This window comes from Maricaulis sp. (assembly GCF_048270095.1).
In the GTDB taxonomy this organism is placed as follows: Bacteria; Pseudomonadota; Alphaproteobacteria; order Caulobacterales; family Maricaulaceae; genus Maricaulis.
This window is the reverse complement of the sequence record NZ_JBLWTL010000011.1, coordinates 1-25843: the sequence shown is the minus strand read 5'-3', so window position 1 is coordinate 25843 and position 25843 is coordinate 1. Positions and strand designations below refer to the sequence as shown.

20 protein-coding genes and 3 tRNA genes are annotated in these 25843 nt (G+C 62.4%); 8 read left to right on the top strand and 15 right to left on the bottom strand.

What is annotated here, in order from left to right:
• Positions 1-40 precede the first annotated feature (40 nt).
• Positions 41-985, top strand: a complete 945-nt coding sequence (locus ACN0YJ_RS08195; protein ID WP_417475942.1) for a hypothetical protein — start codon at positions 41-43, stop codon at positions 983-985.
• A gap of 141 nt (positions 986-1126) precedes the next feature.
• Here ACN0YJ_RS08195 and ACN0YJ_RS08190 read toward each other — a convergent pair whose 3' ends face one another.
• From ACN0YJ_RS08190 to ACN0YJ_RS08180, 3 genes are all read right to left on the bottom strand, one after another.
• Positions 1127-1474 (bottom strand): hypothetical protein, encoded by a 348-nt coding sequence (locus tag ACN0YJ_RS08190; protein WP_417495898.1) that lies wholly within the window; start codon positions 1472-1474, stop codon positions 1127-1129.
• Positions 1475-1591: 117 nt separating this feature from the next.
• Positions 1592-1668: transfer RNA gene (locus tag ACN0YJ_RS08185), tRNA-Asp, on the bottom strand.
• 101 nt (positions 1669-1769) lie between these two features.
• Positions 1770-3053, bottom strand: coding sequence for an adenosylmethionine--8-amino-7-oxononanoate transaminase (locus ACN0YJ_RS08180; protein ID WP_417495897.1), 1284 nt, complete (start codon positions 3051-3053; stop codon positions 1770-1772).
• Positions 3054-3097: 44 nt separating this feature from the next.
• On the opposite strand from ACN0YJ_RS08180, the gene bioF reads away from it, so the two are divergent.
• Together bioF and bioD are read left to right on the top strand one after the other, a co-directional pair.
• Positions 3098-4315 carry an 8-amino-7-oxononanoate synthase gene (gene bioF, locus ACN0YJ_RS08175; protein ID WP_417495896.1) on the top strand — a complete coding sequence of 406 codons (1218 nt, stop codon included), beginning with the start codon at positions 3098-3100 and terminating at the stop codon, positions 4313-4315.
• The gene (gene bioD / locus ACN0YJ_RS08170; protein ID WP_417495895.1) at positions 4312-4965 is read left to right on the top strand and encodes a dethiobiotin synthase; all 654 of its coding nucleotides are present in this window, start codon (positions 4312-4314) and stop codon (positions 4963-4965) included. Before bioF ends, bioD begins: the two co-directional genes overlap by 4 nt.
• A gap of 43 nt (positions 4966-5008) precedes the next feature.
• On the opposite strand, the gene ACN0YJ_RS08165 is transcribed toward bioD, so the two are convergent.
• From ACN0YJ_RS08165 to ACN0YJ_RS08155, 3 genes are all read right to left on the bottom strand, one after another.
• On the bottom strand, positions 5009-7582 hold the full coding sequence (locus ACN0YJ_RS08165; RefSeq protein ID WP_417495894.1) for a M14 family zinc carboxypeptidase: 2574 nt from the start codon (positions 7580-7582) through the stop codon (positions 5009-5011).
• 356 nt (positions 7583-7938) lie between these two features.
• Positions 7939-8014, bottom strand: a tRNA-Val gene (locus tag ACN0YJ_RS08160).
• Positions 8015-8084: 70 nt separating this feature from the next.
• Complete coding sequence (locus ACN0YJ_RS08155; RefSeq protein ID WP_417495893.1) at positions 8085-8687, bottom strand: TetR/AcrR family transcriptional regulator; 603 nt, start codon at positions 8685-8687, stop codon at positions 8085-8087.
• Positions 8688-8860: 173 nt separating this feature from the next.
• Between ACN0YJ_RS08155 and ACN0YJ_RS08150 the strand changes: the two genes are divergently transcribed.
• The 3 genes from ACN0YJ_RS08150 (at position 8861) to ACN0YJ_RS08140 (ending at position 11138) form a co-directional block, all read left to right on the top strand.
• The gene (locus ACN0YJ_RS08150) at positions 8861-10030 is read left to right on the top strand and encodes a sterol desaturase family protein (protein ID WP_417495892.1); all 1170 of its coding nucleotides are present in this window, start codon (positions 8861-8863) and stop codon (positions 10028-10030) included.
• A gap of 119 nt (positions 10031-10149) precedes the next feature.
• Complete coding sequence (locus tag ACN0YJ_RS08145) at positions 10150-10863, top strand: PspA/IM30 family protein (protein WP_417495891.1); 714 nt, start codon at positions 10150-10152, stop codon at positions 10861-10863.
• Positions 10864-10874: 11 nt separating this feature from the next.
• Positions 10875-11138 (top strand): YiaA/YiaB family inner membrane protein, encoded by a 264-nt coding sequence (locus ACN0YJ_RS08140; RefSeq protein ID WP_176780388.1) that lies wholly within the window; start codon positions 10875-10877, stop codon positions 11136-11138.
• 65 nt (positions 11139-11203) lie between these two features.
• Here the strand turns inward: ACN0YJ_RS08140 and pheA are convergent, their stop codons facing one another.
• The 6 genes from pheA to ACN0YJ_RS08110 form a co-directional block, all read right to left on the bottom strand.
• Positions 11204-12355: a prephenate dehydratase gene (gene pheA, locus ACN0YJ_RS08135; protein WP_417475928.1), complete on the bottom strand. Its 1152-nt coding sequence runs from the start codon at positions 12353-12355 to the stop codon at positions 11204-11206.
• 282 nt (positions 12356-12637) lie between these two features.
• Positions 12638-15040, bottom strand: a complete 2403-nt coding sequence (lon, locus tag ACN0YJ_RS08130; protein ID WP_417495890.1) for an endopeptidase La — start codon at positions 15038-15040, stop codon at positions 12638-12640.
• Positions 15041-15186: 146 nt separating this feature from the next.
• Positions 15187-16458 (bottom strand): ATP-dependent Clp protease ATP-binding subunit ClpX, encoded by a 1272-nt coding sequence (gene clpX / locus ACN0YJ_RS08125; protein ID WP_091771890.1) that lies wholly within the window; start codon positions 16456-16458, stop codon positions 15187-15189.
• A 156-nt stretch (positions 16459-16614) separates the two neighbouring features.
• Positions 16615-17244 (bottom strand): ATP-dependent Clp protease proteolytic subunit, encoded by a 630-nt coding sequence (locus ACN0YJ_RS08120; RefSeq protein WP_091771889.1) that lies wholly within the window; start codon positions 17242-17244, stop codon positions 16615-16617.
• A 189-nt stretch (positions 17245-17433) separates the two neighbouring features.
• Positions 17434-18942, bottom strand: a complete 1509-nt coding sequence (tig, locus tag ACN0YJ_RS08115; RefSeq protein WP_417495889.1) for a trigger factor — start codon at positions 18940-18942, stop codon at positions 17434-17436.
• Positions 18943-19505: 563 nt separating this feature from the next.
• Positions 19506-19590: transfer RNA gene (locus ACN0YJ_RS08110), tRNA-Leu, on the bottom strand.
• 294 nt (positions 19591-19884) lie between these two features.
• Here ACN0YJ_RS08110 and ACN0YJ_RS08105 point away from each other — a divergent pair.
• On the top strand, positions 19885-20715 hold the full coding sequence (locus tag ACN0YJ_RS08105) for a response regulator (protein WP_417495888.1): 831 nt from the start codon (positions 19885-19887) through the stop codon (positions 20713-20715).
• Positions 20716-20803: 88 nt separating this feature from the next.
• Positions 20804-21406, top strand: coding sequence for a methyltransferase domain-containing protein (locus ACN0YJ_RS08100; RefSeq protein ID WP_417495887.1), 603 nt, complete (start codon positions 20804-20806; stop codon positions 21404-21406).
• Here the strand turns inward: ACN0YJ_RS08100 and ACN0YJ_RS08095 are convergent.
• The 3 genes from ACN0YJ_RS08095 to ACN0YJ_RS08085 all read right to left on the bottom strand — a co-directional run.
• Positions 21403-22827: an MATE family efflux transporter gene (locus tag ACN0YJ_RS08095; protein WP_417495886.1), complete on the bottom strand. Its 1425-nt coding sequence runs from the start codon at positions 22825-22827 to the stop codon at positions 21403-21405. The genes ACN0YJ_RS08100 and ACN0YJ_RS08095 overlap by 4 nt on opposite strands.
• Before the next feature lie 90 nt (positions 22828-22917).
• Positions 22918-25197 (bottom strand): NADP-dependent malic enzyme, encoded by a 2280-nt coding sequence (locus ACN0YJ_RS08090; protein ID WP_417475915.1) that lies wholly within the window; start codon positions 25195-25197, stop codon positions 22918-22920.
• 74 nt (positions 25198-25271) lie between these two features.
• A partial coding sequence (locus tag ACN0YJ_RS08085) for an NAD(P)H-hydrate dehydratase (RefSeq protein ID WP_417495885.1) occupies positions 25272-25843 on the bottom strand: 572 nt, incomplete at its 5' end.

Below are 25843 nucleotides of genomic sequence, written 5' to 3'. Positions count from 1 at the left end.
TTGCAGACCAGCCAAGCTGGAATATTTCGGGAGAAAGTTCATGGCGACCAACACGATGCTCCGCGCCTGCGCGCTCGGCCTTGCACTTCTGCTGGGTGCCTGCGCGACCACGGTCCCGGTCTCGGTCGTCGTCCCGGCCCGGCATCCCGAGGCCTCACTCTTGCGCGTCGTCTATGTCGATGACCTGCGGGGCCGCGGCGGCAATGCCGTACGCGACGCTCTGGAGACCGCGCTGGGACGCCATACGCTGGACGGGCAGCGTTTCTTCACCGTGGTGCGCGACCAACGGCGTGCCGATGGTCATTATGGCGGCCGCATGATCAATGACCGCCGTCAGGAAGAATATTATCAGACCACGCAATCGGTTTGCGTGCGCTCCGGCGATGACCGCTGTGCCTCCCGCGTCAATCGCGAAGTGACCTGCACGCGCTATTATATCGACCTGGCAGCCCAGATAGATCTGATCGATGCCCGCACCGGGCGCATCGTCTATTCCCGGGATCACCGCAATCGTGCCCAGGACAGCTGGTGTCCCGGTCAGGCCGCATCACGCACTTATGGCCAGCTGGAATACCAGGCCGCCCAGGGTATCGCCAGCGCCGTCCTGCTCGACGTGGCGCCGCACAATCAGCAGTTCAGGGCGGCCTTCTTCACTAATGCGGACACTGTCAGCGAGGCCAGTCGCCCCGCCTTCGAATACGCGACTGACCTGGCCCAGAATGACGCTGTCTATGACGCCTGCCAGGAATGGGGGGCGCTTGAAGGGCTGGAGCCCAACAGCGCCGGCCTGCTCCTGAATCTGGGAATTTGTTCGGAACTGGTGAGCGATACCAGCGCGGCGGAGAATTACTATTATCGGGTGATGGAACTCGACCCATCGCTGAACAACCGGGCCCAACAGGGCATTCGCCGGGCCCGGATCGCCGCAGCCGGGGTCGAGCAACTCGCCGACATCGCTGATGCCGAGCGGGACGCCTGGGACTGACCGCGCCGGCCGGCGATGGGCAGGACAACACCAGGGGCCGAAGGAATGCGTGCACGTCCGCCGTAGCCTGCGTCATGTCAGACCGCACGCCATTGTCCGCCGCTGTACACGCCTTCCCTACGGATCAGAACGCTTCGCAGGTCAGAATGACGTCACACCTGAGCGGGGCGTTTTCTCGCCCGTGTCGCTCTCGGCAAAGGAATCGATCAAAGCCATTAAAGTGCTTCCGGTCGGGTACCCCTGGGGCAATGCATCAACCGGATAGCTGGTTCCACCCTCAATTCGCGCAAGGCTTTGCGGCACGAGGACCCAGGCCTGCTGGTTCGGGCCCATGACCCGGACCTCTGCCTCAACCGGCTGGCTGGTGACGGCCTCGATATCGGCCTCAAGCTGCCTCCTGGGAGCGTTCTGGGCCGAGGCCGCCTGCGCCAGAACCGCCAGGGAAACGGTCGCAATCAGCGACACAGAAACAAGACCAAAATCACGCACCACAATCGCAGCCGATCACCTCCCCAGCCGCGCCACAACGCGAGCCGCCCCCCCCTTGGGCCGGCCCTCTTCGTATCCAGGACCATTTTCGCTCTCGAAATCCTCGAGGACAGAAAATGGCGCGAGTGACGGGACTCGAACCCGCGACCTCCGGCGTGACAGGCCGGCGCTCTAACCAACTGAGCTACACCCGCTTGGTGTTCCCGCCTCAGCGAGAGGCGTTTGTCTAAGGTTTCACTGCCGCCCGGTCAAGCGACTTTGGGCAGGGGTGAACAGCATGAATGCAGCGCCTGCCTCAAAGCCCGGCAAAATGCCGTCCGGCCCAGCGCCGCGTCACGCCCAGACAGGTGTTTATCAGTATTTCCAGATCACTATCCCCGATCACGAAGGGCGGCATCAGATAGATGATGTTGTTGAAGGGGCGCACCCAAATCCCCGATTCGACAAATTCCGCCTTCAGCGAATCGAGGTCGGGCAAGCCGGCCATCTCGATCACGCCAATCGCACCCTGCCAGCGCACATCAACGACACCGGGAATATCACGCGCCGCCGGAAGGAGCCGCGCAAACGCACGCTCAATGGCGGCGACCTGCTGCAGCCGCGGCTCGCGTTCGAACAGGTCCAGCGAGGCATTGGCCGCAGCACAGGCCGCCGGATTGCCCATATAGGTCGGCCCATGCATCAGCGCCGCCGAGGCCTGATCGCTCCAGAAGGCGTTGAATATCTGTTTCGAGGCAATCGCTGCGGCCAAAGGCAAAGTGCCGCCGGTCAGCGCCTTGGAGACTGTCATGATATCGGGCGTCACCCCGGCTTTCCCGGCCGCGAACAGGGTGCCGAGGCGGCCAAAGCCGGTCATGATCTCGTCAAAGATCAGCGGCAGGCCACGGGCATCGCAAGCTTCGCGCATGGCCTGCAGGGTTTCAGGGCTGTGGAATTTCATCCCCCCTGCCCCCTGCACCAGCGGCTCGGTCATCACACCGGCAATCTCGCCGGCTTGCGCATCGAGCAGCGCCTCGAAACGCGCCCGCGAACCGGCATCGACCGGGAGGTCGGCGATGATCTGATGTGGCAGCGAGCCGGCGAACAGCGAATGCATGCCTTCATCGGGATCGCAGACCGACATGGTGGCAATGGTGTCGCCATGATAGCCGCCGCGAAAAGCCACGAAGCGTGTACGGCCAAGAATACCCTGGTTGATCCAGTACTGGATCGCCATTTTCATCGCGATCTCGACGGAGACCGAGCCGGACTCGCAGAAAAAGACATGATTGAGATCGCCTGGCGCCAAGGCCGCCAGGCGGGCCGCCAGCCGCTCGGCGGGGTCATGGGTCAGCCCGCCGAGCATGACATGCGGCACCCGATCGAGCTGATCCTTCACCGCTTCGATGATGTGAGGGTGGCGATAGCCATGGCAAACCGTCCACCAGGAGGAGATGCCATCAATCAGCGTGCGGCCGTCAGCGAGGTGCAGGCGCACGCCCTCGGCGGATGTGACCGGCAGCGCCGCCGGTGTGGTCTTCATCTGGGTATAGGGACGCCAGAGGTGCAGGCTGGCCGGATCCGGACGTGATGTTTTCATCGGCAGGGCTTTAGCAGGCCTGGTTTCTGTGCGACAGGGCTGAGATGAAATCGACCGACGCCCGCCCCGAGCCGAGATCCGGCACCCTGCCTGCCTCTGCAACGCTTGATGCTTTTGCGAGCAGTAAACTGGCCGGGCTGGAACGCCGGCAGCTGCGCCGCAGCATTGTCGAAACCGATGGTCGGGACGCGGTGCAAGTCGAGCAGCATGGCCAATCCCTGCTCAATTTCTGCTCCAATGATTATCTCGGCCTCAGCCGCCATCCCGAAGTGATTGCCGCCGCCCAGGCCGCAACAGCCCGCCACGGCACTGGCTCGGGGGCCTCGCGCCTGGTCACGGGCGGTCACCCGCTGCTGTTCGAACTGGAAACACGGCTCGCCCGCTTCAAAGGCGCTGAGGACTGCATCGTGTTCGGCTCCGGCTATCTGGCCAATCTCGCGATAACCCCCGCCCTGCTCGGCTCCGGCGATCTGATTCTGATCGATGAACTGGCGCATGCCTGCCTGTTCGCCGGCGCGCAACTTTCACGCGCCCGGGTCGAGACTTTCCGCCACAATGATCTCAGTGACCTTTCAGCGAAGCTCGCCGAGCGACGCCCCGAGGCCCGGCGCGCCATGATCCTGACCGATGGCGTGTTCTCGATGGATGGCGATCTGGCGCCCCTGCCTGGCCTGCAGGTGCTGGCTGACCGTCATGATGCCTGGCTTCTGGTCGATGACGCCCATGGGGTCGGCGTTGTCGCTGGCGGACGCGGGTCGGCACACGCCTTTACACCGCCCGTCCAGGCCCCGCTGCAGATGGGGACCCTCTCGAAGGCGCTCGGCAGCTATGGCGGCTATCTGTGTGCTTCGCACGCCGTGTGCGAGCTGTTGCGCACCCGCGCCCGCCCACTCGTCTTCACCACTGCCCCGGCGCCGGCCAGTATCGCCGCCGCGCTCAAGGCGCTCGATCTGATCGAAAGCGAGCCGGCGCTGTGCGAACGTCCGACCCGGCTGGCGCGGCGTTTTTGCGCCGCCGCCGGCCTGCCCGAGCCCGTCTCGCCGATCGTGCCGGTGATTCTGGGCAGCGCAACCGCTGCGCTTGACGCCTCGGCACAATTGCGGGCCGAGGGTTTCCTCGTCACGGCGATCCGGCCGCCGACCGTGCCGCGTGGAACGGCGCGCCTGCGCATCACGTTTTCGGCCGCTCATGATGAGGCTGATATTGACCGTCTCGCCGGTCTGGTCGCGGCCTGGGCACCACAGCATGAGGCGGCGGAATGATGCGACGGCCCTATTTCTTCACCGGAACCGGCACCGATATCGGCAAGACCCATATTCTATGTGCGCTGTTGTCAGCCCTGCGCGCCTCAGGGCGGCCCGCACGCGTGCTCAAACCGGTCGCCTCCGGTTTCGATCCCGATGCCCTGTCCGCCACCGATACAATCCGCCTGCTGCGCGCCAACGGCCAGGAACTCAGTGCCCAGGCTGTGCAGGCGATGACGCCCTGGCGCTTCAAGGCCGCGATATCACCGGACATGGCGGCGCGGCTGGAAAAGCGCGAACTCAAACTGGCGCCACTGGTCAATTGGTGTCTCGATCATCTCGATCCGGCTGGCCCGACCCTGATCGAGGGCGCGGGCGGCGTCATGTCGCCGATTGCCGAAGACGGGCTCAATCTCGACCTGATCCGCGAACTCGATGCGCGGCCCGTCCTGGTGGCCGGCAATTATCTCGGCACGATCTCGCACACCTTGACAGCCCTGCGCGCGCTGGACGGTCGCTGCACGGTAATTATCAACGAGATGACACCCGGCCCGGTCAGCGCTGCCGAAACGGCCGACGCGATTGCGCGCCATGCCCCACGGGCGGATGTGCGCGTATTCGATGCCGCGAGCCCGGCAGACCTCACAGATATCCTGGACCAGGGATAGTCAGGGCATACGCCCAGACCCGCCCCTGGCCAACAACACGCCGCTAGTAGTCTCCGCGCGGACGATCGATCAGACTGCCGAAAAAGACCGCGTTGAGGAACATTTTCTCGGGACCGCGGAACGTGGCGCGGAAATTCGGGTTGTCGGCGAACATCACCACCGACCCCCGTCCCAGCCGCTGGGCGATCACCGCCGGCGTTCCGGCGATCTCGTCGCGCCGTCGCTGTGAGGCGTAGCCGGACAGAAGCGGGTCGGCGGCATATTCAACGACGACGGCAAATGGATCGTCTTGAGGCCGTTCCAGCACGATTTCGGTATTTCGGTGCACCGCGATGAACCGGTCCGAATAGCCGAAACCGATCGGGTGGCTGGTATCGAGATCACCGGCGAAGATCGCGCCGCCAATTACATGCTCGGCATCATCCACCGGCATGGCACCATAATCACGCCGCGCCGGGTCACCGGTCGCGGGAACCTCATCATCCCCGCCTTCATCCGTGCCGAAGAATGCCTCCTGGGCCATCTGTGCGCCCTGACGCGAAGCGATCAACACGCCGCCATCATCGCGGATCCAGTCGCGAATACGCTCCAGGTCGCCACTGGCAAAACCGGTATTATTGCCGCCGACGACAACCAGATGCGTATAGCGCGACCAGTCGAGGCCAGCGAGCTCGCTCTTGCGGCGCAGGGTGACCGGGATTTGCATACGATGGTCAAGCTGATGCCAGACTTCGCCGGCGTCATAGAGCGAGATGCCATCATCGAACAATAGCAGGATTTCCGGACGCTCGATCGGACGGAAACCATTGCGATCGCCCAGATCCGGCGTGTCGCCCGGTGTTGAGCCGGTCATGGCCGAATAAACCGGCACACCATCTTCGGCAGCGATCCGGCTGACGAGACCATGGATCTCAGCAGCGCTGGCATCCTGCCCGACCAGGGGGATGAAGGTCGTGCCCGGGCCGAATTCGATCAACCCGTCCTGGGTCGTGATCATGGCCCTCTCGGTTGCGACGCGAACACGGATATCCGCATCAAGCAGGCGATAGAGGGCCCGCGGCGCATAATAATCCGACCAGCGCAGGACATAGCCATAGCTCGAGACCGGCGGCGCACTGAAAGTGATATCGCCAGGGTGGGCCATCTCACCGAGCGACTGGGCCGACAGATTGCCTGTCAGGGCCGAGTATTCCAGGTCATAGGCCAGCGGCAGGGTCCAGCCGGAAACGTCATAGAAAACATTCTCCTCGAAACTCGTGACCCGGTCGAACAGGGCGCGGATCATCACATATTGTGGCTGTTGCATCGGCACGATGTAGGCCTCGCCGGCGCGATAGGTGCGGCCATCGGCGCGCAGGTCACGGGCCAGCGCGTGAACCGTGACATCATGGCGGTCGAGCAGGTCGAGGAAGAGATTGAGCCGGGCCGGATCGCCTTCGGCGGAGAAGACGTAGCCGCTTGTGCGGTCACGGCCGGCACTGACGGCGGCATCGGCGAAGAATTGACGCTGATAGGCCGCGATCTCGCTACGCTGGGCCAGGGCGCCGGCAATGGTCGTCAGCCCGGTGCGGAACTGGGTCCGGACATTGTCAGCATGGCTGACCAGGCCATGATCGCTTTCGATCAGACCGCCGCGCGCCGAGCCGATCTCGAACAGGATGCCGAGCGAGCCATTGACCTGGGGATAGGTCGAGCCCTTGCCGACATAGAAATTGTCAAAGCCTTCCTCGGTCGTGTAGAGGCGCGCCTCTTGATCGAGAAAGCCGATATGATGCTGGGCGATGTTGCGGGTCAGCTCGCGTGCCCGTCCCGGGATCAGCGGGTTGAGGCGACGCGGTTCGCCGGGATGAAAATAGAAGGTCGCGTCCGTCCCCATCTCGTGGAAATCAGCCGAAACCTGTGGCTTCCAGCGATGCCACTGGGTCAGCCAGGCGCGCGACTCCGGCTGGGTCTGCAAGAGCCATTGGCGATTGAGGTCGAACCAGTAGTGATTGGTGCGGGCGCTGGGCCAATTGTGCTGGGCATGGGCCGGATCTGTCACGGCAGTGTCGGAGCCAAACATTTCGACCAGGCCGGCGCGCCGGCTATGGCCATCCGGATTGAAGACCGCGGTGATGAGCACAACGCTGTCGCGCAGGGTCTGCTCGATCTCGTCTCCCTCGGCGGCGGCGAGATGGTAGAGCATCGGAATAGCCGCATCCATGCCGGACGGTTCGGCGCCATGGACGCCGTAATTCAACCAGATAATTGCCGGCCCGCTACCAGCCGCCGCCGCCGGGTCGAGCTGGGCCAGATGGGCCGCGCGGATATCCTCGATGCGGGCCTGGTTTTCCGGCGCGGTAACCACGAAGAACAGGATCGGTCGGTGTTCATGGGTGTAGCCGATCGTCTCGACCGTGATGCGGTCCGAGCCCTGCGCGATCTCGGTGAGATAGCTGACCATCTGCTCATGGCGCACCGGCCGCTCGCCCAACCCGAAGCCGAATCGGGCTTCCGGCACCGGAACCCCGGAATCATAACGCGTGTCCGCCAGCTGAAAAAAACCGATCGGCTCAGCCAGGACAGGCGAGGCCAGCCCGAGCACGAGCAGTGCAGCGATGGATCTGAAAACGGACATGAGCGGCTCCCCAAAGAACAATGTGTCCATGGCAGGCTAGCGCGTGGGGCCCGGGAGGCAAGCTGTGAAGTGTGATCAAGACGCCGCGCTGCGAGCGCTGGCGGGATGGCGGATTAACAAGGGGATTTGGGTGTGAGCCCTGCGCGGCTGTCGCTGCGGGATGGCGACCGGTCCGCCGTCGCCGGAGGTGTTGATGCTGGGGCCCGCCCAGCCGTAGCTGCGGGATGGCGAGCGGTCCGCCGTCGCCGGTGGCCTTGATGTCGGGGCTTGCCCAGCCGTAGCTGCGGGATGGCGAGCGGTCCGCCGTCGCCCTTCGGGCTATGGCGTGACAGCCTTCGCTACTCCGCAGCGAAGGCTGGTGGGCGGTGAGGGGCTCGAACCCCCGACCCTCTCGGTGTAAACGAGATGCTCTCCCAGCTGAGCTAACCGCCCTGGGACCAAGCCCGACAGCTTGTGCTGGTCAGGAGGCGCTTTTTAGTCCGGCTGTGCGGTAGGATGCAAGTCAGCTCTGCGGTGCGCCACCGGCATCACGGATCACGGCACCGATGATCAGCTCGATTTGCGACATCGTGTCGGCCGCGGGATCCTCGGCGCGGCTATTGGGCAGAGTAATGGTGACGATGCCATGCACGCTGGCCCACATGGCGCGTGCCGCACGGGCCCGCAGGGCCGGGTCAGCGAATCCCGGCACGCCCTCGATCACTGTCTCGACAATCGCAAACAGGGCGTTTTCCGACTGGGAATAATCGGGTGGACGTGGCCCGGCGCGGCGCTGGCTGGTCTGCAGAACGGCGGCCCAGCGGCGCTCATTGGCGATCACAAAATCGATATAGGCCCGCGCCAGCGCCATCAGCGGCACCATCACGTCGGTCTCGCCCGGATCGAGCTCCGCGAGCGCGGCGCTGTGATGGGCGGCGAATTCACGATGGGTTTCGCGGTTGAGGGTGCGGACCAGCGCCTCGATATCGCCGAATAGTTTGTAGATCGAACCGACACTCAGTCCGGCACGCCCGGCAATCGCCCTCGCCTGCAGCCCCGGCAATCCTGATTCGGCCAGAAGGTCGCGCGCAGCCTGCAAGGCAGCCTCGCGGTTCTGATCGGTCAACCCGGGCCGCCCACGCGGGCGGGTGGCGGGTTTGGTTTCGGGCGTGGCGGTGGCGGGATTTTTCATGGCCCGAGGCTAGCGGGGAAACAATAACGAACAATGTTCTTTTTCACTTGCCTGAATCCGATTCACATTCATTTTGTGAACATCGTTCGTTTTAAAAAGTGATCGCCATGATGCCCTATAGTTTCAACCTCAGCACCCTCGCCCGGCCCGCCTCACTGCGCCATTGGTTGCGCCTGCGTCCGGCACGCGGGGCTTTCCGGATTGGCGATGGCTGGCTCGCCGCCTATCTTTCGCTGCTGTTCGGCGTCTTGAGCCTGGGCGCTGTTCTGGCGTTCCACTTTCCGGCGCATCTCACGATCCCGGAATTGCGCGCCAATTACGACATCCCGACCCTGCGGGCCGGGCTCGGTGCGCTGATGATCCTGTCCGGACTGTGTGGCGTTTTGGGCCTGGTGCGCAAACGCCTGACCGTCGCCGGTGCCGGCCTTGCAGTCCTGGCGCTGGCGGCCCTGCTGGGTGGTGCCGACACGCCGCTGGGGCCGCTACAGGCCTCGCCATTCTATATCGGGCTGGACTGGTTTGTGCTCGGCCTGCTCTCGACCGGCCTGGTCTTCATCCTGCTTGAAAAGGCGGCGCCGCTACGCGAACACCAACCGGTCTTGCGTGAGGACTGGTCACTCGATCTGAAGCATTTTTTCGTCATGCACCTTCTGCTCGGTGCCTATCTGGCCGGCACCAATTTCCTGCTCGTACACGGGCTGGGCTGGGCCCGGTTCGAACCGGTGACGGAATTTATCTCATCCCTTCCGTTCATCGTGCAGTTCTTCGCGATCATGCTGGCCGTCGATCTGGTCGAATACGCTGTTCATCGTGCCTATCACAGTGAGGCCTTCCTGTGGCGCATCCACGCGGTGCACCACTCCTCGAAACAGATGGACTGGCTCGCCAGCTCGCGACTGCACGTGCTGGAGGCCCTGATCACCCGCACCGCGACCCTGGCCCCCGTCTTTCTGCTCGGTTTCGACCAGGCGGCCGTCAATGCCTATGCCCTGATGATCGGATTTCACGCAACTTTCATCCACGCCAATATCGACTGGGATCTGCGCTGGCTGGAGCCCGTCTTCGTGACCCCGCGCCACCATCACTGGCACCATGCCGAGGAGGTAGCCGCCCACAACAAGAATTTCGCGGTCCATTTTGCCTTCATCGACCGGATATTCGGCACGCTGCACATGCCCGAGGGTTGGCCCGAGGAATATGGCATTGGCGCCGAAGAGCCGGCCCAGAGCTACCGCGCGCACACGCTTCACCCCTTCAAGGGCCTGGTGGCGGCCTGATTCCAGGCGGGTGGGCGAGGAATGGAAAACTATTTCGCGCCCCGCCCATTTTCCCGCTTGCGTGAACCGGATTCAGCTCTACCGTTTTTTATGAACATAGTTCATTAAAGGAGATACTGATGTTCAAGACATTCATCACCATCCTGCGCGGTCGCAGTGCCCAGGCGAGAGACGAACTTGAAGACGGTCATACTGTGCTCATCCTCGAGCAGAAATTGCGCGAAGCCAGTGCCGGGCATGACCGCGCTAAACGCGCACTGGCCACCATGATCCTGCGAGAACGCAATGAGAAACGCGCCCTCGCCGGCGTCACATCGCGGATTGGCGATCTGGAGAGCCGTGTAACAGCGGCGATGAAAGCCGGCATGGATGCCTTCGCCAGCGAAGGCGCCGACGCTGTCGCAGAGCTTGAGCGCGAGCAATCAGTGCGCGAACAGACGCTCGAACGCACAGCCCTGGCCGCCCGGCGGCTGCGCCTGATGATCGAAAAAACCGACCGGCGACTGGTCGAGTTGCGGCTCGGCCTGACCACGGCCCGCTCAATGGAAGCAGAGCGCGGCGCGACCCGCGACTTGCGCGGCGATTTTGCTGGCATGGCGGCGATCGTCGAAGGTGAGGCTGTCCTAAAGCGAGCCCTGGAACGCACCGATACGACAGAAGAATTCGATATTCTCGACCAGATCGACGCCGAGTTGAATGGTGATGACCTGGTCGAGCGCATGGCCGCGAACGGGCTCGGCACGCCGTTGCAGACGCGCGGTGCTGATGTGCTGGCCCGCCTCAAGGCCTGCACTGAAGCCGGCATCAATGCCGGCCACACCCAAACGGTCTGAAGGAGATCATCATGCTGGGACAATCCAAACTCTGGGTCAGCTTCAATTATGCCTGCGTCATCGCAGCGTATGCCATGCTGGGACTGTCACTGATCCTGATGCCCGTCGACATGTCGACCAAAGGCTATGTCGGCATGGGCGTGCTGTTTCTGACCGGGTCGCTCGTCACCCTGGTCAAAACGTTGCAGGAACAGCGCATCAATGAGCAGTTTTCGTCAAAGGTGGAACGCGCACGGCAGGAAAAACTGCTCAGCGACTACGTCGCCACCGAATAGGCCAACCCGGCCGGACCATCGAGGAATGAGCGGGCCTGCAGCCTTTTGACTGCAGGCCCGCTTGTTCAATCCACCCTGACGCGATCAATACGGTCGGCGGCATAGCAACCCAGCATCTTGATCTCCCGCGTATGGGCCTCCAGTGTCGTGAGGCTGTCGCGTAATTTGGGATCGTCCAGATGCGCCTCGACATCCATGATGAACATTTCTTCCCACGGATTGCCCGCGATCGGGCGGGATTCCAGCTTCACCAGATTGATGCCATTGTCGCGAAACCCTGTCAGGGCATCGACCAGGGCACCGGGGTCGTCGCGGGTGGTGAACATCATCGAGGTCTTGCACTCGACCCCGCGCGCCGGGAGCTTGCTGTCACGCGCCAGGACGATGAAGCGCGTGATGTTCTGCTCGTGATCGCCGACCGCATGGGCAAGAATATCAAAGCCGAACAGTTTGGCGGCATCCTCGCCGCCGATGGCCGCCGCAGTATCATCCTCTTCCAGCAGGCGTTCGAGCGCCCGCGTCGTGCTGGACGACATATGGGTCTCGATTTCCGGATGACCGGCCAGATAGCGGCGCGATTGCGCCAGCGCTTGCGGATGACCGAAAACCCGGGTGATGCGGCCACTGCCGGACGCCTTGCCGATCAGGCAATGATCGACCCTGAGCATGAATTCACCGGCGATCCGGGTGCGGCCTTCGAGCAGGATGTCGAACACCTCATTGATCGAACCGGTCGTCGTATTCTCGATCGGCACGACGCCATAATCGACCTCGCCGGTCTCGACGGCACGGAAGATCGAAACGAAATCGCGCTTGGGCGACGGCACGACATTGGCATTGCGCCGGGCGAAGATTTTCTGGGCCGCGATATGGCTATAGCTGCCCGGACCGCCCAGATAGGCGACGCTGGCCTCGTTGAGATCGGCATCTCGCATGGAGTCGAAACGGGTGCGCTGAAGCTGGATCGAGTTATCGAACAGGGCATGAAAGACCTGCTCAACCAATTCCTGCGGCACGCCCTGGGCCTTGCCCCGTTCGACGGCCTCGCGGAGGACCACCTGTTCCCGCTCGCGATCACGCACCGGCAGGCCGGAGCGAACTTTCTCGTCGACGATCGCCTCAACCAGGGCTGTGCGCCGTGCGATCGCATCGACCAGCTCCCGGTCGATCTGCGTGATCGATGAGCGGATTTCATCGCGTGAAACTTGTTCAGACATGTCCTGGCCTTCTCTCAAAACGAAAAAGGCCTCCCCTTTTGGGGGAGGCCCTGGAAACTCGCTGCTTGTCGCGCGCGCTAGCCGGCCACCGCCCCCGAACGGGTTGCGTTGCTAAAATAGCCGGCAAAATAGAGCGTAGTACAAGTCATGAGATGATTGTGCGTCCCCGCCCCGTCGCCGTCAATGCCGCAGCGCCGCATTCACGCAAGTTTATTGCAGAAAAAAGGCCGGGATGATTAATCCCGGCCTTTCAATTCCACTCCGGTGTGAGCCGGTGGCAAGTTAGTGTGCGAGCTGCGCCTCTGAACCATCCGTTCCCGGATTGGCCATGCCCGCCAGGGCCGCCGCATCGGACTCGGTCCACTCGACCGGTTCGACCGGTGCGGCCAAGGCGCGAGCCAGGACTTCATCAGCGGTTTCGACCGCGATGATTTCCAGCCCGACTTTCACATTGTCCGGAATTTCAACGAGATCTTTCTCGTTTTCCTTGGGGATCAAAACGGTTTTCACGCCGCCGCGAAGGGCTGCCAGCAACTTCTCTTTCAGACCGCCGATTGGCAGGACATGGCCACGCAGGGTGATTTCACCCGTCATCGCCAGATCCTTGCGTACGGGAATTCCCGTCAGGACGGAAACTATCGCCGTCATCATGCCGATACCCGCCGACGGACCGTCCTTCGGCGTGGCGCCTTCCGGGACGTGAACATGGATATCCGTCGTGCGGAATACGGTTGGCCGGATGCCCATGGACGGCGCCCGCGACTGCACGAATGAATTCGCCGCCGAGATCGATTCCTTCATCACATCGCGCAGATTGCCGGTGACGGTCATCTTGCCGCGACCCGGCATCTTGACCGCTTCGATCTGCAACAGATCGCCGCCCGCTTCCGTCCAGGCCAGGCCGGTGACGAGGCCCACACGGTCCTCGCGCTCGGATTCACCAAAACGATATTTGCGGACACCGGCAAATTCGCCGAGATTATCCACCGTGATATCAACCCGTTCCGCCTTGCCACCTTGCAGGCGGCGTACAGATTTACGGGCGAGATTGGCAATCTCCCGTTCGAGGCTGCGCACGCCGGCTTCCTGGGCGTAATAGCGGATCAGGTCGCGCACGGCATTATCGCTCACCGACCAGTCGCTCGGCGTCAGGGCGTGATTGACCATCTGCTTGGGGATCAGGTGCCGTTTGGCGATCTCGAGCTTTTCATCTTCGGTGTAACCGGCGATGCGGATGACTTCCATCCGGTCGAGAAGCGGTTGCGGCAGGTTGAGCGTATTGGCCGTCGTCACGAACATGATGTCGGAGAGGTCGTAATCGACCTCCAGATAATGATCGTTGAACGTCGCATTCTGTTCCGGATCGAGCACTTCAAGCAGGGCCGCAGACGGGTCGCCGCGATAGTCGGCACCGAGCTTGTCGATCTCGTCGAGCAGGAAGAGCGGATTGCTCGACTTGATCTTCTTCATCGACTGGATGATCCGGCCCGGCATGGAGCCAATATAGGTGCGGCGGTGGCCACGGATCTCGGCTTCGTCACGCACGCCGCCCAACGACATGCGCACGAAATCACGGCCCGTCGCCTTGGCGATCGAGCGGCCCAGCGAGGTCTTGCCGACGCCCGGAGGCCCGACGAGGCACAGGATGGGGCCGCGCATTTTCCGGGTGCGCGCCTGCACGGCGAGATGTTCGAGAATGCGTTCCTTGACCTTTTCCAGGCCATAATGATCGGCTTCGAGCACGTCCTCGGCACGCGTCAGATCATTTTTCAGACGCTTGCGCTTGCCCCAGGGCAACGCAATGATCCAGTCGAGATAATTGCGCACGACAGTGGCTTCCGCCGACATCGGGCTCATCTGGCGCAGCTTCTTGAACTCGGCATCCGCCTTGGTGCGCGCCTCTTTCGACAGCTTGGCTTCAGCGAGACGGTCTTCCAGCTCGGCAAGCTCTTCACGGCTGTCATCGCCCTCACCCAGCTCGCGCTGGATCGCCTTCATCTGCTCGTTGAGATAATATTCGCGCTGGGTCTTTTCCATCTGCCGTTTGACACGGCTACGGATTTTCTTTTCGACCTGCAGAACCCCGATCTCACCTTCCATCAGGCCGAGGATCCGCTCGAGACGGGCGGCGGCATCGGGCTGTCCCAGCAGCGCCTGTTTCTCCTCGATCTTGACCGCCAGATGCGCGGCAATCGAATCCGACAGCTTGGCCGGATCGCTGATCTGGGCCAGCGAGGCGAGCGCCTCGGGCGGCACTTTCTTGTTCAGCTTGACGTAATCGTCGAACTTGGCGGCCACGGTGCGCATCAGCGCTTCCAGCTCGGACGGGTCACCGCTCTCCTCGACGACCGGTTCGCAGGTCGCCTCGTAGAAGTCTTCGGTATCGGTATAGCCGGTAATTTCGACGCGCACGCCGCCCTCGACCAGCACTTTCACGGTACCGTCGGGCAGTTTGAGCAATTGCAGAACCGAGGCGATTACGCCGGTGGTGTGGATCGCCGCATTGGCCGGTTCGTCATCGCCGGCCGTGCGCTGGGTCGCCAGCAGGATCTGCTTGTCGGCGCGCATGACTTCTTCCAGCGCCTTGACCGATTTTTCGCGGCCAACAAAGAGCGGAACGATCATGTGCGGGAACACGACAATGTCGCGCAACGGCAGAAGGGGAAGTGTCTTGATTGTGGACATGTATGCTCCATGCGCACCCGTTTGCCGGCGCGTCGAGACTTGACGGGTTATCATGACTCGTTTCGGCCGGACGCCGACGGGTGAAAACTAGTGGCAGCCGGGTGGCCGCCTCTTACGCCAACAGGTGGCGATGCGAGGCGGCTACGTCAAGCACCCGTGCGCTTATCGTCTTTGCGTTCAGCATAGATCAGCAATGGCTTCGCATTGCCCTCGACGACTTCGGCATTGACGACGATTTCCTCGACGCCATCCATGGATGGCAGGTCGAACATCGTCTCAAGCAGAATGCCTTCCATGATCGACCGCAGGCCGCGGGCCCCGGTCTTGCGCAGAATGGCGCGCTTGGCGATCTGCTTGAGCGCGTCCTCTGTGAAGGTCAGGCCGACGCCTTCCATGTCGAACAGGCGCTGATACTGCTTCACCAGCGCGTTCTTCGGCTCGGTCAGGATCTGCACCAGGGCGTCCTCATCGAGGTCTTCCAGGGTCGCAATCACCGGCAGACGCCCGACGAATTCCGGGATCAGGCCAAAGCGCAGCAAATCATCAGGCTCGACCATGCGCAGGATATCGCCGGTGCGGCGGACATCGGGTTCGCGCACATCGGCACCAAAGCCGATCGAGGAGCCCTGACCGCGCTGGGAGATAACCTTGTCGAGACCGGAGAAGGCCCCGCCGACCACGAACAGGATATTCGTCGTGTCGACCTGCAGGAATTCCTGCTGCGGATGTTTGCGCCCGCCCTGCGGCGGCACGGAGGCAACCGTGCCTTCCATAATTTTCAGCAAGGCCTGCTGCACGCCTTCACCCGATACGTCACGGGTGATGGATGGATTGTCGGACTTGCGCGAAATCTTGTCGATTTCATCGATATAGACGATGCCGCGCTGGGCCCGCTCGACATTGTAGTCGGCGGACTGAAGCAGTTTCAGGACGATATTCTCGACATCCTCACCGACATAGCCGGCTTCGGTCAGGGTCGTCGCATCGGCCATGGTGAAGGGCACGTCAAGAATGCGCGCCAGCGTCTGGGCCAGCAGGGTCTTGCCGCAACCGGTCGGGCCGATCAGCAGGATGTTCGATTTGGCCAGTTCGACATCGGAATTCTGGCTGGCGTGATTGAGGCGCTTGTAGTGATTATGGACCGCGACCGCGAGCACGCGCTTGGCATGCGACTGGCCGATCACATAATCATTGAGGACATCAAAGATCTCCTGGGGTGGCGGAACGCCCTCCTTGGATTTGACCAGCGATGACTTGTTCTCTTCACGGATGATATCCATGCAGAGTTCCACGCACTCATCGCAGATAAAGACCGTCGGTCCTGCGATCAGCTTGCGCACCTCATGCTGGCTCTTGCCGCAGAAGGAGCAGTACAGCGTGTTCTTGGACTCGGCGTCGCCGCCTGTGGTCTTACTCATGTCCGCTCCATTTCAAGCCCGGGCCTCTATTCGATACCCGCAATTTGTTCGGTCCTGCAACATCAAGGCCGAACTTTAGCGAAAGGTTTCCGCCTCTGCTAATTCGACCATATCGCTACAGTATGCTTCAAGCCACCCCGCAGACCGGGATCACAATCAGCTCTCCGGATTGTCCGGGTCGATCCGCTTGGCATAAACATGATCAACCAGGCCAAACTCCTTGCCCTCATCCGCAGACATGAAATTGTCGCGGTCGAGCGCCTGTTCGATCTCATCATAAGTGCGACCGGTGTGTTTCACGTAAATTTCGTTCAGGCGGCGTTTGATTTTCTGGATATCCGCTGCATGGCGCTCGATATCCGACGCCTGGCCACGGAAGCCGCCCGATGGCTGGTGCACCATGATGCGGGCATTCGGTGTCGCATAACGCATTTCCGGATGGCCGGCGGTGAGCAGAAGCGAGCCCATCGAGGCGGCCATACCCATACACATCGTCGAAACCGGGCTGCGGATATATTGCATTGTGTCATAGATCGCCAGGCCGGCCGAGACGACGCCGCCAGGTGAATTGATATAGATCGAAATCTCTTTTTTCGGGTGCTCGGATTCGAGGAAGAGAAGCTGGGCCACGATCAGGCTGGCCATGTGATCCTCGATCGGACCCGTGATGAAGATAATCCGCTCCTTGAGCAGGCGGGAGTAGATGTCGAAGGCGCGCTCGCCCCGGCTGGTCTGCTCCACCACCATCGGAACCAGATTCATCATCACATCCTCGGGATTATGCATATCAAGCTCCTTGGGCCGTTGCCCTGAATTATTTAGGGACGATTCTCGTCACGCGCGAGGGTGAACTATTGCGGGCGTTGCCGATACGCGCAAGCCGCAGGCTGCAGAGAGAGGTGCGATGCGCCGGGTAAAAAAAAGCGCCGGGGCGGAACCGCACCGGCGCTCTTTACGTCATGAGACCCGATTTGATCAGGCGTCTTTCTTCTTTGCAGCCGGCTTCTTCTTGGCAGCTGGCTTGGCCGCCGCTTTCTTTGCTGCAGGCTTGGCTTCCGCTTTCGCATCCGCTTTGGCCGCAGGCTTCTTCTTGGCCGCAGGCTTCTTCGCCGCAGTTTTCTTCTTGGCGGGCTTGGCAGCCGCCACTTCTTCATCGTCCGCGTAGAGCGCTTCCTTGGTCACCGGCACATCGGTGACGTCGGCGAGCTCGAGGATGTAGTCGACGACTTTTTCCTCATAGATAGGGGCGCGGACCTGGGCGACAGCGCCCGGGTTTTTCTGGTAGAACTCAACGACCTGACGCTCCTGACCGGGATAGCGCATGGCTTCCTGGTTGATCGCGCGGGAGAGTTCTTCCTGGGTGACGTCGAGCTTGTTGCGATTGCCGATCTCGGCCAGCACCAGACCCAGACGCACACGGCGCTCGGCGATGCCGCGATATTCGGCTTTCAACTCGTCTTCGCTCTTTTCCTTGTCGTCGTCTTCCAGGTGACCGTGTTCGATCGCATGGGCAACTTCACGCCAGATATTCTCGAATTCGGCTTCGACCATTTTCGGAGGCAGATCGAAATCATGCGCTTCGTCGAGCTGGTCGAGCACGACGCGCTTCACCTTCAGGCGCGATTGCGCAGCATGTTCGCCGGCGAACCGCTTCTTCAGCGCGTCTTTGAGACCATCGAGATCGGACAGGCCGAGACGCTTGGCCAACTCGTCGTCAATCTTGGACTCCTGGGGCGCTTCAACAGCCTTCACGGTGACGTCGAAGACAGCCTCTTTGCCGGCCAGGTGCTTGGCCTGGTATTCGGCCGGGAAGGTCACGGTAACGGTCCGCTCTTCGCCGGTCTTGGAGCCGACAAGCTGTTCTTCAAAGCCGGGAATGAAGGCGCCATCGCCCAGACCGACACGATTATCTTCGGCGGAACCGCCTTCAAAGGCGACGCCGTCAATCTTGCCGACAAAATCGATCACGACGATATCGCCATTCTCGGCCTTGGCAGCCTTGCCCTTCTTGGGAGCGAATTCGCGGCTCTCATCAGCCAGCTTGACCAGCGCTTCGTCGACTTCCGCATCGGAAACCTCGATCACCGGACGCTCGATCTTGACCTTCGACGGATCGGCTGGCTCGAAATCAGGCATGATTTCCAGGCTGATCTCGAACACGAAATCCGACTGGCCCGATGTAACGGCCTTGGCATCGCTGACAACATTCACTTCCGGCTGCGAGGCCGGGCGAAGCTTGCGCTCGTCCAGGGTCTGCTGGGTGGTGGCCGGGACGAGTTCATTGAGCAGGTCGCCCATGATTGATTCGCCGAACATGCGGCGGATATGGCTGGTCGGCACCTTGCCCGGGCGGAAGCCCTTCAGGCGGACTTCAGGACGGATCTCCTGGATTTTCGCGTCCAGGCGAGCTTGCAGGTCGTCTGCAGCAAAGACGATCTCATAGGTGCGGCTCAAGCCTTCAGCGGCTTTCTCGGTGACGTTCATGGGTTGGCCCTGGCATTGCTGTGGAGGCGGACAAATCCGCAGTCAAATTCGAGCGCGCGTTATGTCACGCCGATTCACGGTGCGCAACGCTGCGAAGCGGCTTGCCGGTGCGGATGTGTGCTGGAAGGGCCAATCGGCCCCAAAAAACACGGAATTGCGGCGCGGTTCGGACGTCCGGGCGCGCAACACTGCCGTTCTGGATGTTGGACTGTCCAGCCCGTGCCCGCGCAGCGAGCGCCGGGCGAAGACCGGAATACGGCCGGCGTCAGTCCGCCTTCGCTCGTTTTAGTGTTGGGCCTGCCCAGCCGAAGCTCGCGCAGCGAGGGTGTGATGAAAGCAGGCGAAACGTCCGAGCAAGTCCGCCTTCGCCGAAGGCTATGGCGGGACAGCCTTCGCTCGTTTTAATGTTGGGCCTGCCCAGCCGAAGCTCGCGCTGCGAGGAAGTGGTGAAAGCAGGCGAAACGTCCGAGCAAGCCCGCCTTCGCCGAAGGCTATGGCGGGACAGCCTTCGCTCGTTTTGGTGTTGGGCCTGCCCAGCCGAAGCTCGCGCAGCGAGCGAAGGCTGGTGCGGATGGAGGGACTCGAACCCCCACGTCTTGCGACACTTGGACCTAAACCAAGCGCGTCTACCAGTTCCGCCACATCCGCATGAGGTTCCTCACCTCAGCGCTCTATCTATCCCACACCACGCGATCGTCAATATCGACCCACTGCCACCAGACAGTTCACCGGCTCAGGGCCCGGCTGCATAATATATGCTTCGCCATGGTCGCCACGCGCTGCGGGCCAGATGCCCTGCCCTGGCGGGCCTGCCCACGAGCGGCACGGCGGCGTCGCGCCGAAACCGTCTCGAAACCGCCTCGCCACGCCTGCAAGGCAAGACAAAATTAACCACACATTCCGTGTGATAGAGGCGAATCTTCTGCTGTGGGGTCCGCACGAATGACAAAGACAACCAAGCCAATCGAGGCGGCTGCACCGGGTTCGGTCCCGATCCATGTCCTCCACATCGAGGACCTCAATTGCGATGCATTGCTGATCGAGCATTTCCTGCGCAACACCTATCCCGGTCCGGTCAAGCTTCACCGCGTAAAATCCCTGGCCGATGGCCGGGCCGCGCTGGGCGAAACCGCCTTCGACATCATCCTGCTCGATCTGGGTCTGCCCGATGCGACGACGATGGAAAATGATATCGCCGCGCTGCACCGTGTGAGTCCGGTGCCGCTCATCATCCTGTCCGGGTCTGACAATGCGGAAATCGTCGGCCGCACATTCGCCTCGGGCGGCGAGGACGCACTGGTCAAATCGCTGGAGAATTTCCAGACCCTCGGATCGGTGATCGTCCGTACGCTTGAGCGCGCCAGTGCCGCACGTCTGCATCAGGGCCAATTGCAGGAAATGCACGCGCTCTACCGCCAATATTTCGATTCCTGCAGCGATGCGGTTGTGATGACCACGGGAACCGGCGAACTCCTCAGCCGAAATGCTCACGCGGAACGTTTGTGGAGTGCCACAAACATCGAATCCTACGCGCGCAATTTCAGGCTCCGCCTCGATGAACCGCTGCGGTTTCCGATGATCCTGCAATTCTCCGATCCGCACCGGTTCGAGATCCACGATGCCATCATCACCCCGGTCGCACACAATGGCGCCAAGATCCTGATCTCCACTATTCGTGACACCCGGCAGTCAAACCCGGCCAGCGCTGCGCCGGACGTGGTTCAACTCCACCCGCACACAGAGATGGATGCCGACCAGCGCCAAACCGGCTGAAGCGCCGCTTGCACCAGCCTCGTCCCTGGTCCTAGCTAGGCATTTGCTGATCAGACCGCCCGGGGGGCGGCCCGTGAGGAGACGCCGGATGGATGAAGAACGCTCCGCTTTTGACTGGGAAACCCGCTTTGCTGCCGATGATACGCCTTGGGAGCGTGCCGGCCTTCACCCGGCCATGCTGGCCTGGGTCGAGGCCGGTGAGTTGCAACCTGGCGCGCGGGTTATCATTCCCGGCTGCGGCCGCTCACCGGAACTTGGGTTTCTCGCGGCGCATGGGCTCGACGTCACGGGCGCCGACCTGTCGCCCACGGCCATCGACTTCCAGCGCCGGCAGCTCGACAAAGCCGGGCATGACGCAACCCTCCTGGAGGGTGATGTCCTCGCCCACCGCCCCGACACGCCTTATGACCGGGTTTATGAGCAGACCTTCCTGTGCGCCATCCCGCCGCGCCTGCGCGTGGATTACGAACGCGCCCTGTGCGACTGGCTGAAGCCCGGCGGGCATTTGCTCGCCCTCTTCATGCAAAAAGACGTGGCTGGAGGGCCGCCTTATGGCTGCGCCCTGCCCGCCATGCATCAGCTCTTCCCGGAGGAGCGCTGGATCTGGCCCGATGATGATGCGTTCATTGCCTGGCCGCACCCGTCTTTGAAGGGCAAGCCGGAACTGGCCGGCGTCCTGGTCAGGCGCTAGGGCGCCTCTTCAGGGACGACCACGGGCGAGACCGCCATTTTGCGTGCCTTGCCATGCTTGGCCGTCATCGGTGCGCGCGTCAGCACATACAGACCGGCAAGGCAGCCCGACAGGATATTGGCAAAGGCCACGCCCCAGATCACACCCTGCGGGGCATCGAGCCAGATCGCGCCGATCAGGACACCCGGCACCATCAAACCAAGCGCGCGCCCGGCGGTGATCGCCATTCCATATCCGGGACGCCCAAGACCGTTGAAGCCAGCGCTGGCGGCAATCGTGATGCCATAGCCCGCTATCGTCAGCGGCACGATGCGCCAGTAGAAGGCTGCCGTCGCCTGGCCGGCCTCGCTCGGCAGGAAGGCGGCAGCGAGCAGGTCAGCAGATAGCCAGAGCACGACGGCGATGGTCAGGCTCCAACCTATGCAGAACAGGAAGCTGGACCGGAAAGCTTCGCGCACCCGGTCGAGCCGCGCGCCGCCGCCATTCTGACCCGTCACGGCCCCGATACAGGCCGATAGTGCGAATAGTGGCACGATGGCAAAGGCCTCGACGCGCGCTGCAACCCCGAGTGCAGCGACGGCGGCATCGCCGAAACGCGCCATGGCCAGGCCGCTCATCGCGACCGTCATGGCAATCGGATTGAACACGTTGGAAATACTGGCCGGCAAGCCAACCCGGGCGATCTCGCCCCAATGGTGCCAGACCTCGCCCAGATCGCTCCAGCCGAAATCGATCAGCTTTTCCTTGAACACGAGATACCAGCCGACCATCGCAAAGGTGAGCGCATTGGCCGCCACGGTCGCGAGTGCGGCGCCAGAGACCCCCCAGCCAAGACCGGGAAACAGGCCAAACACATCATCGAGTATGAAGATCGGATCGAGGATCAGATTGAAAATGGCTGCCGCGACCATCATCAGGCTGGGAATAATCGCATTCCCCAGCGCGCGCAGGATATTGCTCGCAACCATCGGGCCGACAATCAGCACGATTCCGCCGAACCAGACGGTCATGTAGTCGACCACATGCGGCAACATGGTCGCACTGGCGCCGAGGGCACGGAAGATGGGTTCAACAAAAACAATGCCCAACGCCGACACCGCGCCGACCGAGAGGAGTGACAGCGTCATCGCATCGGTGGCGATGCGCGGAATCGACCCGGCATCCTTGCGCCCGGCAGCCCGCGAAACGGCCGACACGGCACCGGCTCCGAGCCCGATCGAGACACTCATCACCAGCATGGTGACGGGAAAGCTCATCTGCACCGCCGCCTGTTGCGCGGTGCCGAGGGTGCCGACCCAATAGGTATCGACAATCCCCACCAGCATCATGGCGAGAATACCGAAACTCATCGGCACGATCATGCGCAGCACATGGCCGAAAACCGGCCCCTCAGTCATGTCGTGTGCTGTCCGTCCGGCCATGGTGCATCCTTATCAACGCGCAGGCGATGTTAGATAGAGATTGTCAGAGGAGTCTGCACCCGGCTGACGTCACTTCCCCGTGAATGGCAGCTATGCGGTGGGTTTGTTGAGGTCGTAGGCGGCGATGCTCGCCAGGTTGACGATATCCGTCACCGACGCCCCGAGCCGGGCTATCTGAACGGGTTTCTCAAGCCCGACCAGCATCGGACCGATCACCGTCGCCCCACCGGCCGCCTTCAACAGGCGCACCGCGATCGAGGCGGAGTGGACCGCCGGCATGATGAGGACATTGGCCGGCTCGCTCAGCCGCGAGAAAGGGTAAAGTTCGTGATGATCGGGATCGAGCGCAATGTCAGCCGCCAGCTCACCCTCATATTCGAAATCCACGCCAAGCTCGTCGAGAATGCGCACCGCGTGCTGCATCTTTTCCGAGCGTTCGCCCGGCGGATTGCCGAAGCTGGAATAGGACAGGAAAGCGAGATGCGGTGTCAGCCCGAAACGGCGCGCGGCATTGGCTGTCGCGATCGCGATCTCGGCCAGCGCCTGGGCGTCGGGAAATTCGGTGACGGAAATATCGCCAATGATCAGGGTCCGGCCGCGCGAGACGGCGGCAGCCACACCCACGGCGCGCCCGCCCTCTACCGGTTCCAGCGCCAGCTTGACGTCTCGCATCACCACATTCGAGTGGCGCGTCACGCCGGTGACCATGCCGTCAGCCTGCCCCATTTTCAGCATGCAGGCCGAGAAGACATTGCGGTCATTATTGACCAGGCGTTGCACGTCGCGGCGCAGATAGCCCTTGCGCTGCAGGCGGCCATACAGGAAATCGGCATAGTCCGAATTGTGCTCCGACAGGCGGGCATTGCAGATTTCCAGCGTGTCGGTCGGAATCCCGAGTTCGCGCATATTGGCGAGCGCGACATTCTCGCGCGCCACCAGGATCGCCTTGCCCAGCCCCTGGGACTGGAAGGCATGGGCGGCCCGGATCACCGATGGTTCCTCGCCTTCAGCAAAGACAATCGTCTTCTCCTCAGCGCGGATCGAGGCGGCAACACGTTGTTGCAACGCCGCGGTCGGGTCGAGCCGGCGCGCCAGGGTGTGGGTGTAATTGACGCCTTCCGCGAAAGGCAGCCGGGCGACACCGCTGTCGACCGCAGCCTTGGCCACGAAGGGCGGGACCCATGAGATCAGGCGCGGATCAAAGGGCGACGGGATGATGTAATCACGCCCGTATTGCAGCCGCTCACCCTTATAGGCGACGGCGACCTCGTCGGGGACATCCTCACGCGCCAGCGCCGCCAGCGCCCGGGCCGCGGCGATCTTCATCTCCTCATTGATGGTGCGGGCCCGCACATCGAGTGCACCGCGGAAGATATAGGGGAAGCCGAGGACATTATTGACCTGGTTGGGATAGTCGGAGCGGCCCGTCGCCATGATGACATCATCGCGCACGGATTTGACCGCTTCCGGAGTGATTTCCGGAGTTGGATTGGCCATCGCAAAGACAATCGGATTCGGTGCCAGACTGGCGATAATTTCCTTCGTGAAAACGCCGGCCGCCGACAGGCCGAGCAGGACATCGGCGCCCACCGCCGCTTCGGCCAGGGTGCGGGCCTCGGTCTTGACCGCGTGCTTGGCGAGGCGCTCATGCAAGCCTTCGCGACCCTCATAAACCACACCGTCGATATCAACCACGATGGTGTTTTCCGGACGCACGCCGATCGACTCGATCAGCTCCAGCACCGAGAGCCCGGCCGCCCCGGCACCGCACAGGACAACCTTGGTGTCCTCAAGCTTGCGTCCGGTGATGTCGCAGGCATTGATCAGGCCGGCCGTAGCGATAATCGCCGTGCCGTGCTGGTCATCATGAAAGACCGGGATATCGAGCATTTCGCGCAGGCGGCGTTCGATGTCGAAGCATTCCGGCGATTTGATATCTTCCAGGTTGATGCCGCCAAAAGTGTCACCAAAACCGCGAACACAGGCGATGAATTCTTCCGGGTCGGTATAGTCGATCTCGATGTCGACGGCGTCGATATCGGCGAAGCGCTTGAACAGGATCGCCTTGCCTTCCATGACCGGTTTCGAGGCCCGCGGGCCCAGATTGCCGAGGCCGAGAATGGCGGTGCCGTTGGAGACGACAGCGACCATATTGCCCTTGGACGTGTAATCGTAAACCGCATCAGGATCAGCCGCGATGGCCCGCACCGGTGCCGCCACGCCTGGCGAGTAAGCCAGTGCCAGATCGCGCTGGGTGGACATCGGCTTGGTCGCGGCAATTGCCAGCTTGCCCGGCGTTGGCTTGTTGTGAAACAGCAAGGCATCGATATCGAGCTGACTATCGGCGCTATAGGGCTTATCTGACGACATGGGACAACCTTCCTGAGGGCGTGGAGCGAACATGACCTGAGCCGCCGCCCGCGCCAAGCCCGCAACCTGTATTATCAGTCTTTCGCACTGAGACGCTTGAGCGCCAGCGCCTGGGCGCTCCGGGCGGAAAATGCCTGCAGGACGTGCGGCAACATGCCGGGGATGTCTTCGGCGGTAAGGCCAGTGCCCAGGCGCAGCCCCGCATCACCATGCAACCAGGCCGCAGCGCAAGCGGCATCGAAGGCCCCAACCGACTGCGCCATCAGGCCACCAATCAGGCCCGCAAGGACATCACCACTCCCCGCCGTGGCGAGCGCGGGGCTGGCATGGCGGTTGATGACCACGTCACGCCCCGGTGCGGCGATCACTGTATCAGCGCCCTTGAGCAGAACGACGCAGCCGGCCCGCCGCGCCGCCTCGAGCACCGCGTCGATCCGGTTGTGGGATGCCCTGAGCAGGCCGGGGAACAGACGCTCGAACTCACCGGCGTGAGGCGTGATCACATCGATCGGCTGCAGCCGTTCAAACAAGCCCTGCGGCTCGTCCTCGAATGAGCTCAGTGCATCGGCGTCCAGCACCAGCGGCGCCGGCTGGGCCAGCACCTCGCAAACTGCCCGGCGCGTCATCTCGCCAACCCCGGCCGCCG

Excerpts from the sequence above, each read along its gene's own strand:
- bioF (WP_417495896.1), top strand. The coding sequence starts at position 3,098 with ATGAAATCGACCGACGCCCGCCCCGAGCCGAGATCCGGCACCCTGCCT.
- ACN0YJ_RS08145 (WP_417495891.1), top strand. The coding sequence starts at position 10,150 with ATGTTCAAGACATTCATCACCATCCTGCGCGGTCGCAGTGCCCAGGCG.
- ACN0YJ_RS08095 (WP_417495886.1), bottom strand. The coding sequence starts at position 22,827 with ATGGCCGGACGGACAGCACACGACATGACTGAGGGGCCGGTTTTCGGC.
- ACN0YJ_RS08100 (WP_417495887.1), top strand. The coding sequence starts at position 20,804 with ATGGATGAAGAACGCTCCGCTTTTGACTGGGAAACCCGCTTTGCTGCC.
- clpX (WP_091771890.1), bottom strand. The coding sequence starts at position 16,458 with ATGAGTAAGACCACAGGCGGCGACGCCGAGTCCAAGAACACGCTGTAC.
- bioD (WP_417495895.1), top strand. The coding sequence starts at position 4,312 with ATGATGCGACGGCCCTATTTCTTCACCGGAACCGGCACCGATATCGGC.
- ACN0YJ_RS08150 (WP_417495892.1), top strand. The coding sequence starts at position 8,861 with ATGATGCCCTATAGTTTCAACCTCAGCACCCTCGCCCGGCCCGCCTCA.
- ACN0YJ_RS08090 (WP_417475915.1), bottom strand. The coding sequence starts at position 25,197 with ATGTCGTCAGATAAGCCCTATAGCGCCGATAGTCAGCTCGATATCGAT.
- ACN0YJ_RS08180 (WP_417495897.1), bottom strand. The coding sequence starts at position 3,053 with ATGAAAACATCACGTCCGGATCCGGCCAGCCTGCACCTCTGGCGTCCC.
- lon (WP_417495890.1), bottom strand. The coding sequence starts at position 15,040 with ATGTCCACAATCAAGACACTTCCCCTTCTGCCGTTGCGCGACATTGTC.
- ACN0YJ_RS08165 (WP_417495894.1), bottom strand. The coding sequence starts at position 7,582 with ATGTCCGTTTTCAGATCCATCGCTGCACTGCTCGTGCTCGGGCTGGCC.
- tig (WP_417495889.1), bottom strand. The coding sequence starts at position 18,942 with ATGAACGTCACCGAGAAAGCCGCTGAAGGCTTGAGCCGCACCTATGAG.
- pheA (WP_417475928.1), bottom strand. The coding sequence starts at position 12,355 with ATGTCTGAACAAGTTTCACGCGATGAAATCCGCTCATCGATCACGCAG.
- ACN0YJ_RS08140 (WP_176780388.1), top strand. The coding sequence starts at position 10,875 with ATGCTGGGACAATCCAAACTCTGGGTCAGCTTCAATTATGCCTGCGTC.
- ACN0YJ_RS08105 (WP_417495888.1), top strand. The coding sequence starts at position 19,885 with ATGACAAAGACAACCAAGCCAATCGAGGCGGCTGCACCGGGTTCGGTC.
- ACN0YJ_RS08195 (WP_417475942.1), top strand. The coding sequence starts at position 41 with ATGGCGACCAACACGATGCTCCGCGCCTGCGCGCTCGGCCTTGCACTT.
- ACN0YJ_RS08120 (WP_091771889.1), bottom strand. The coding sequence starts at position 17,244 with ATGCATAATCCCGAGGATGTGATGATGAATCTGGTTCCGATGGTGGTG.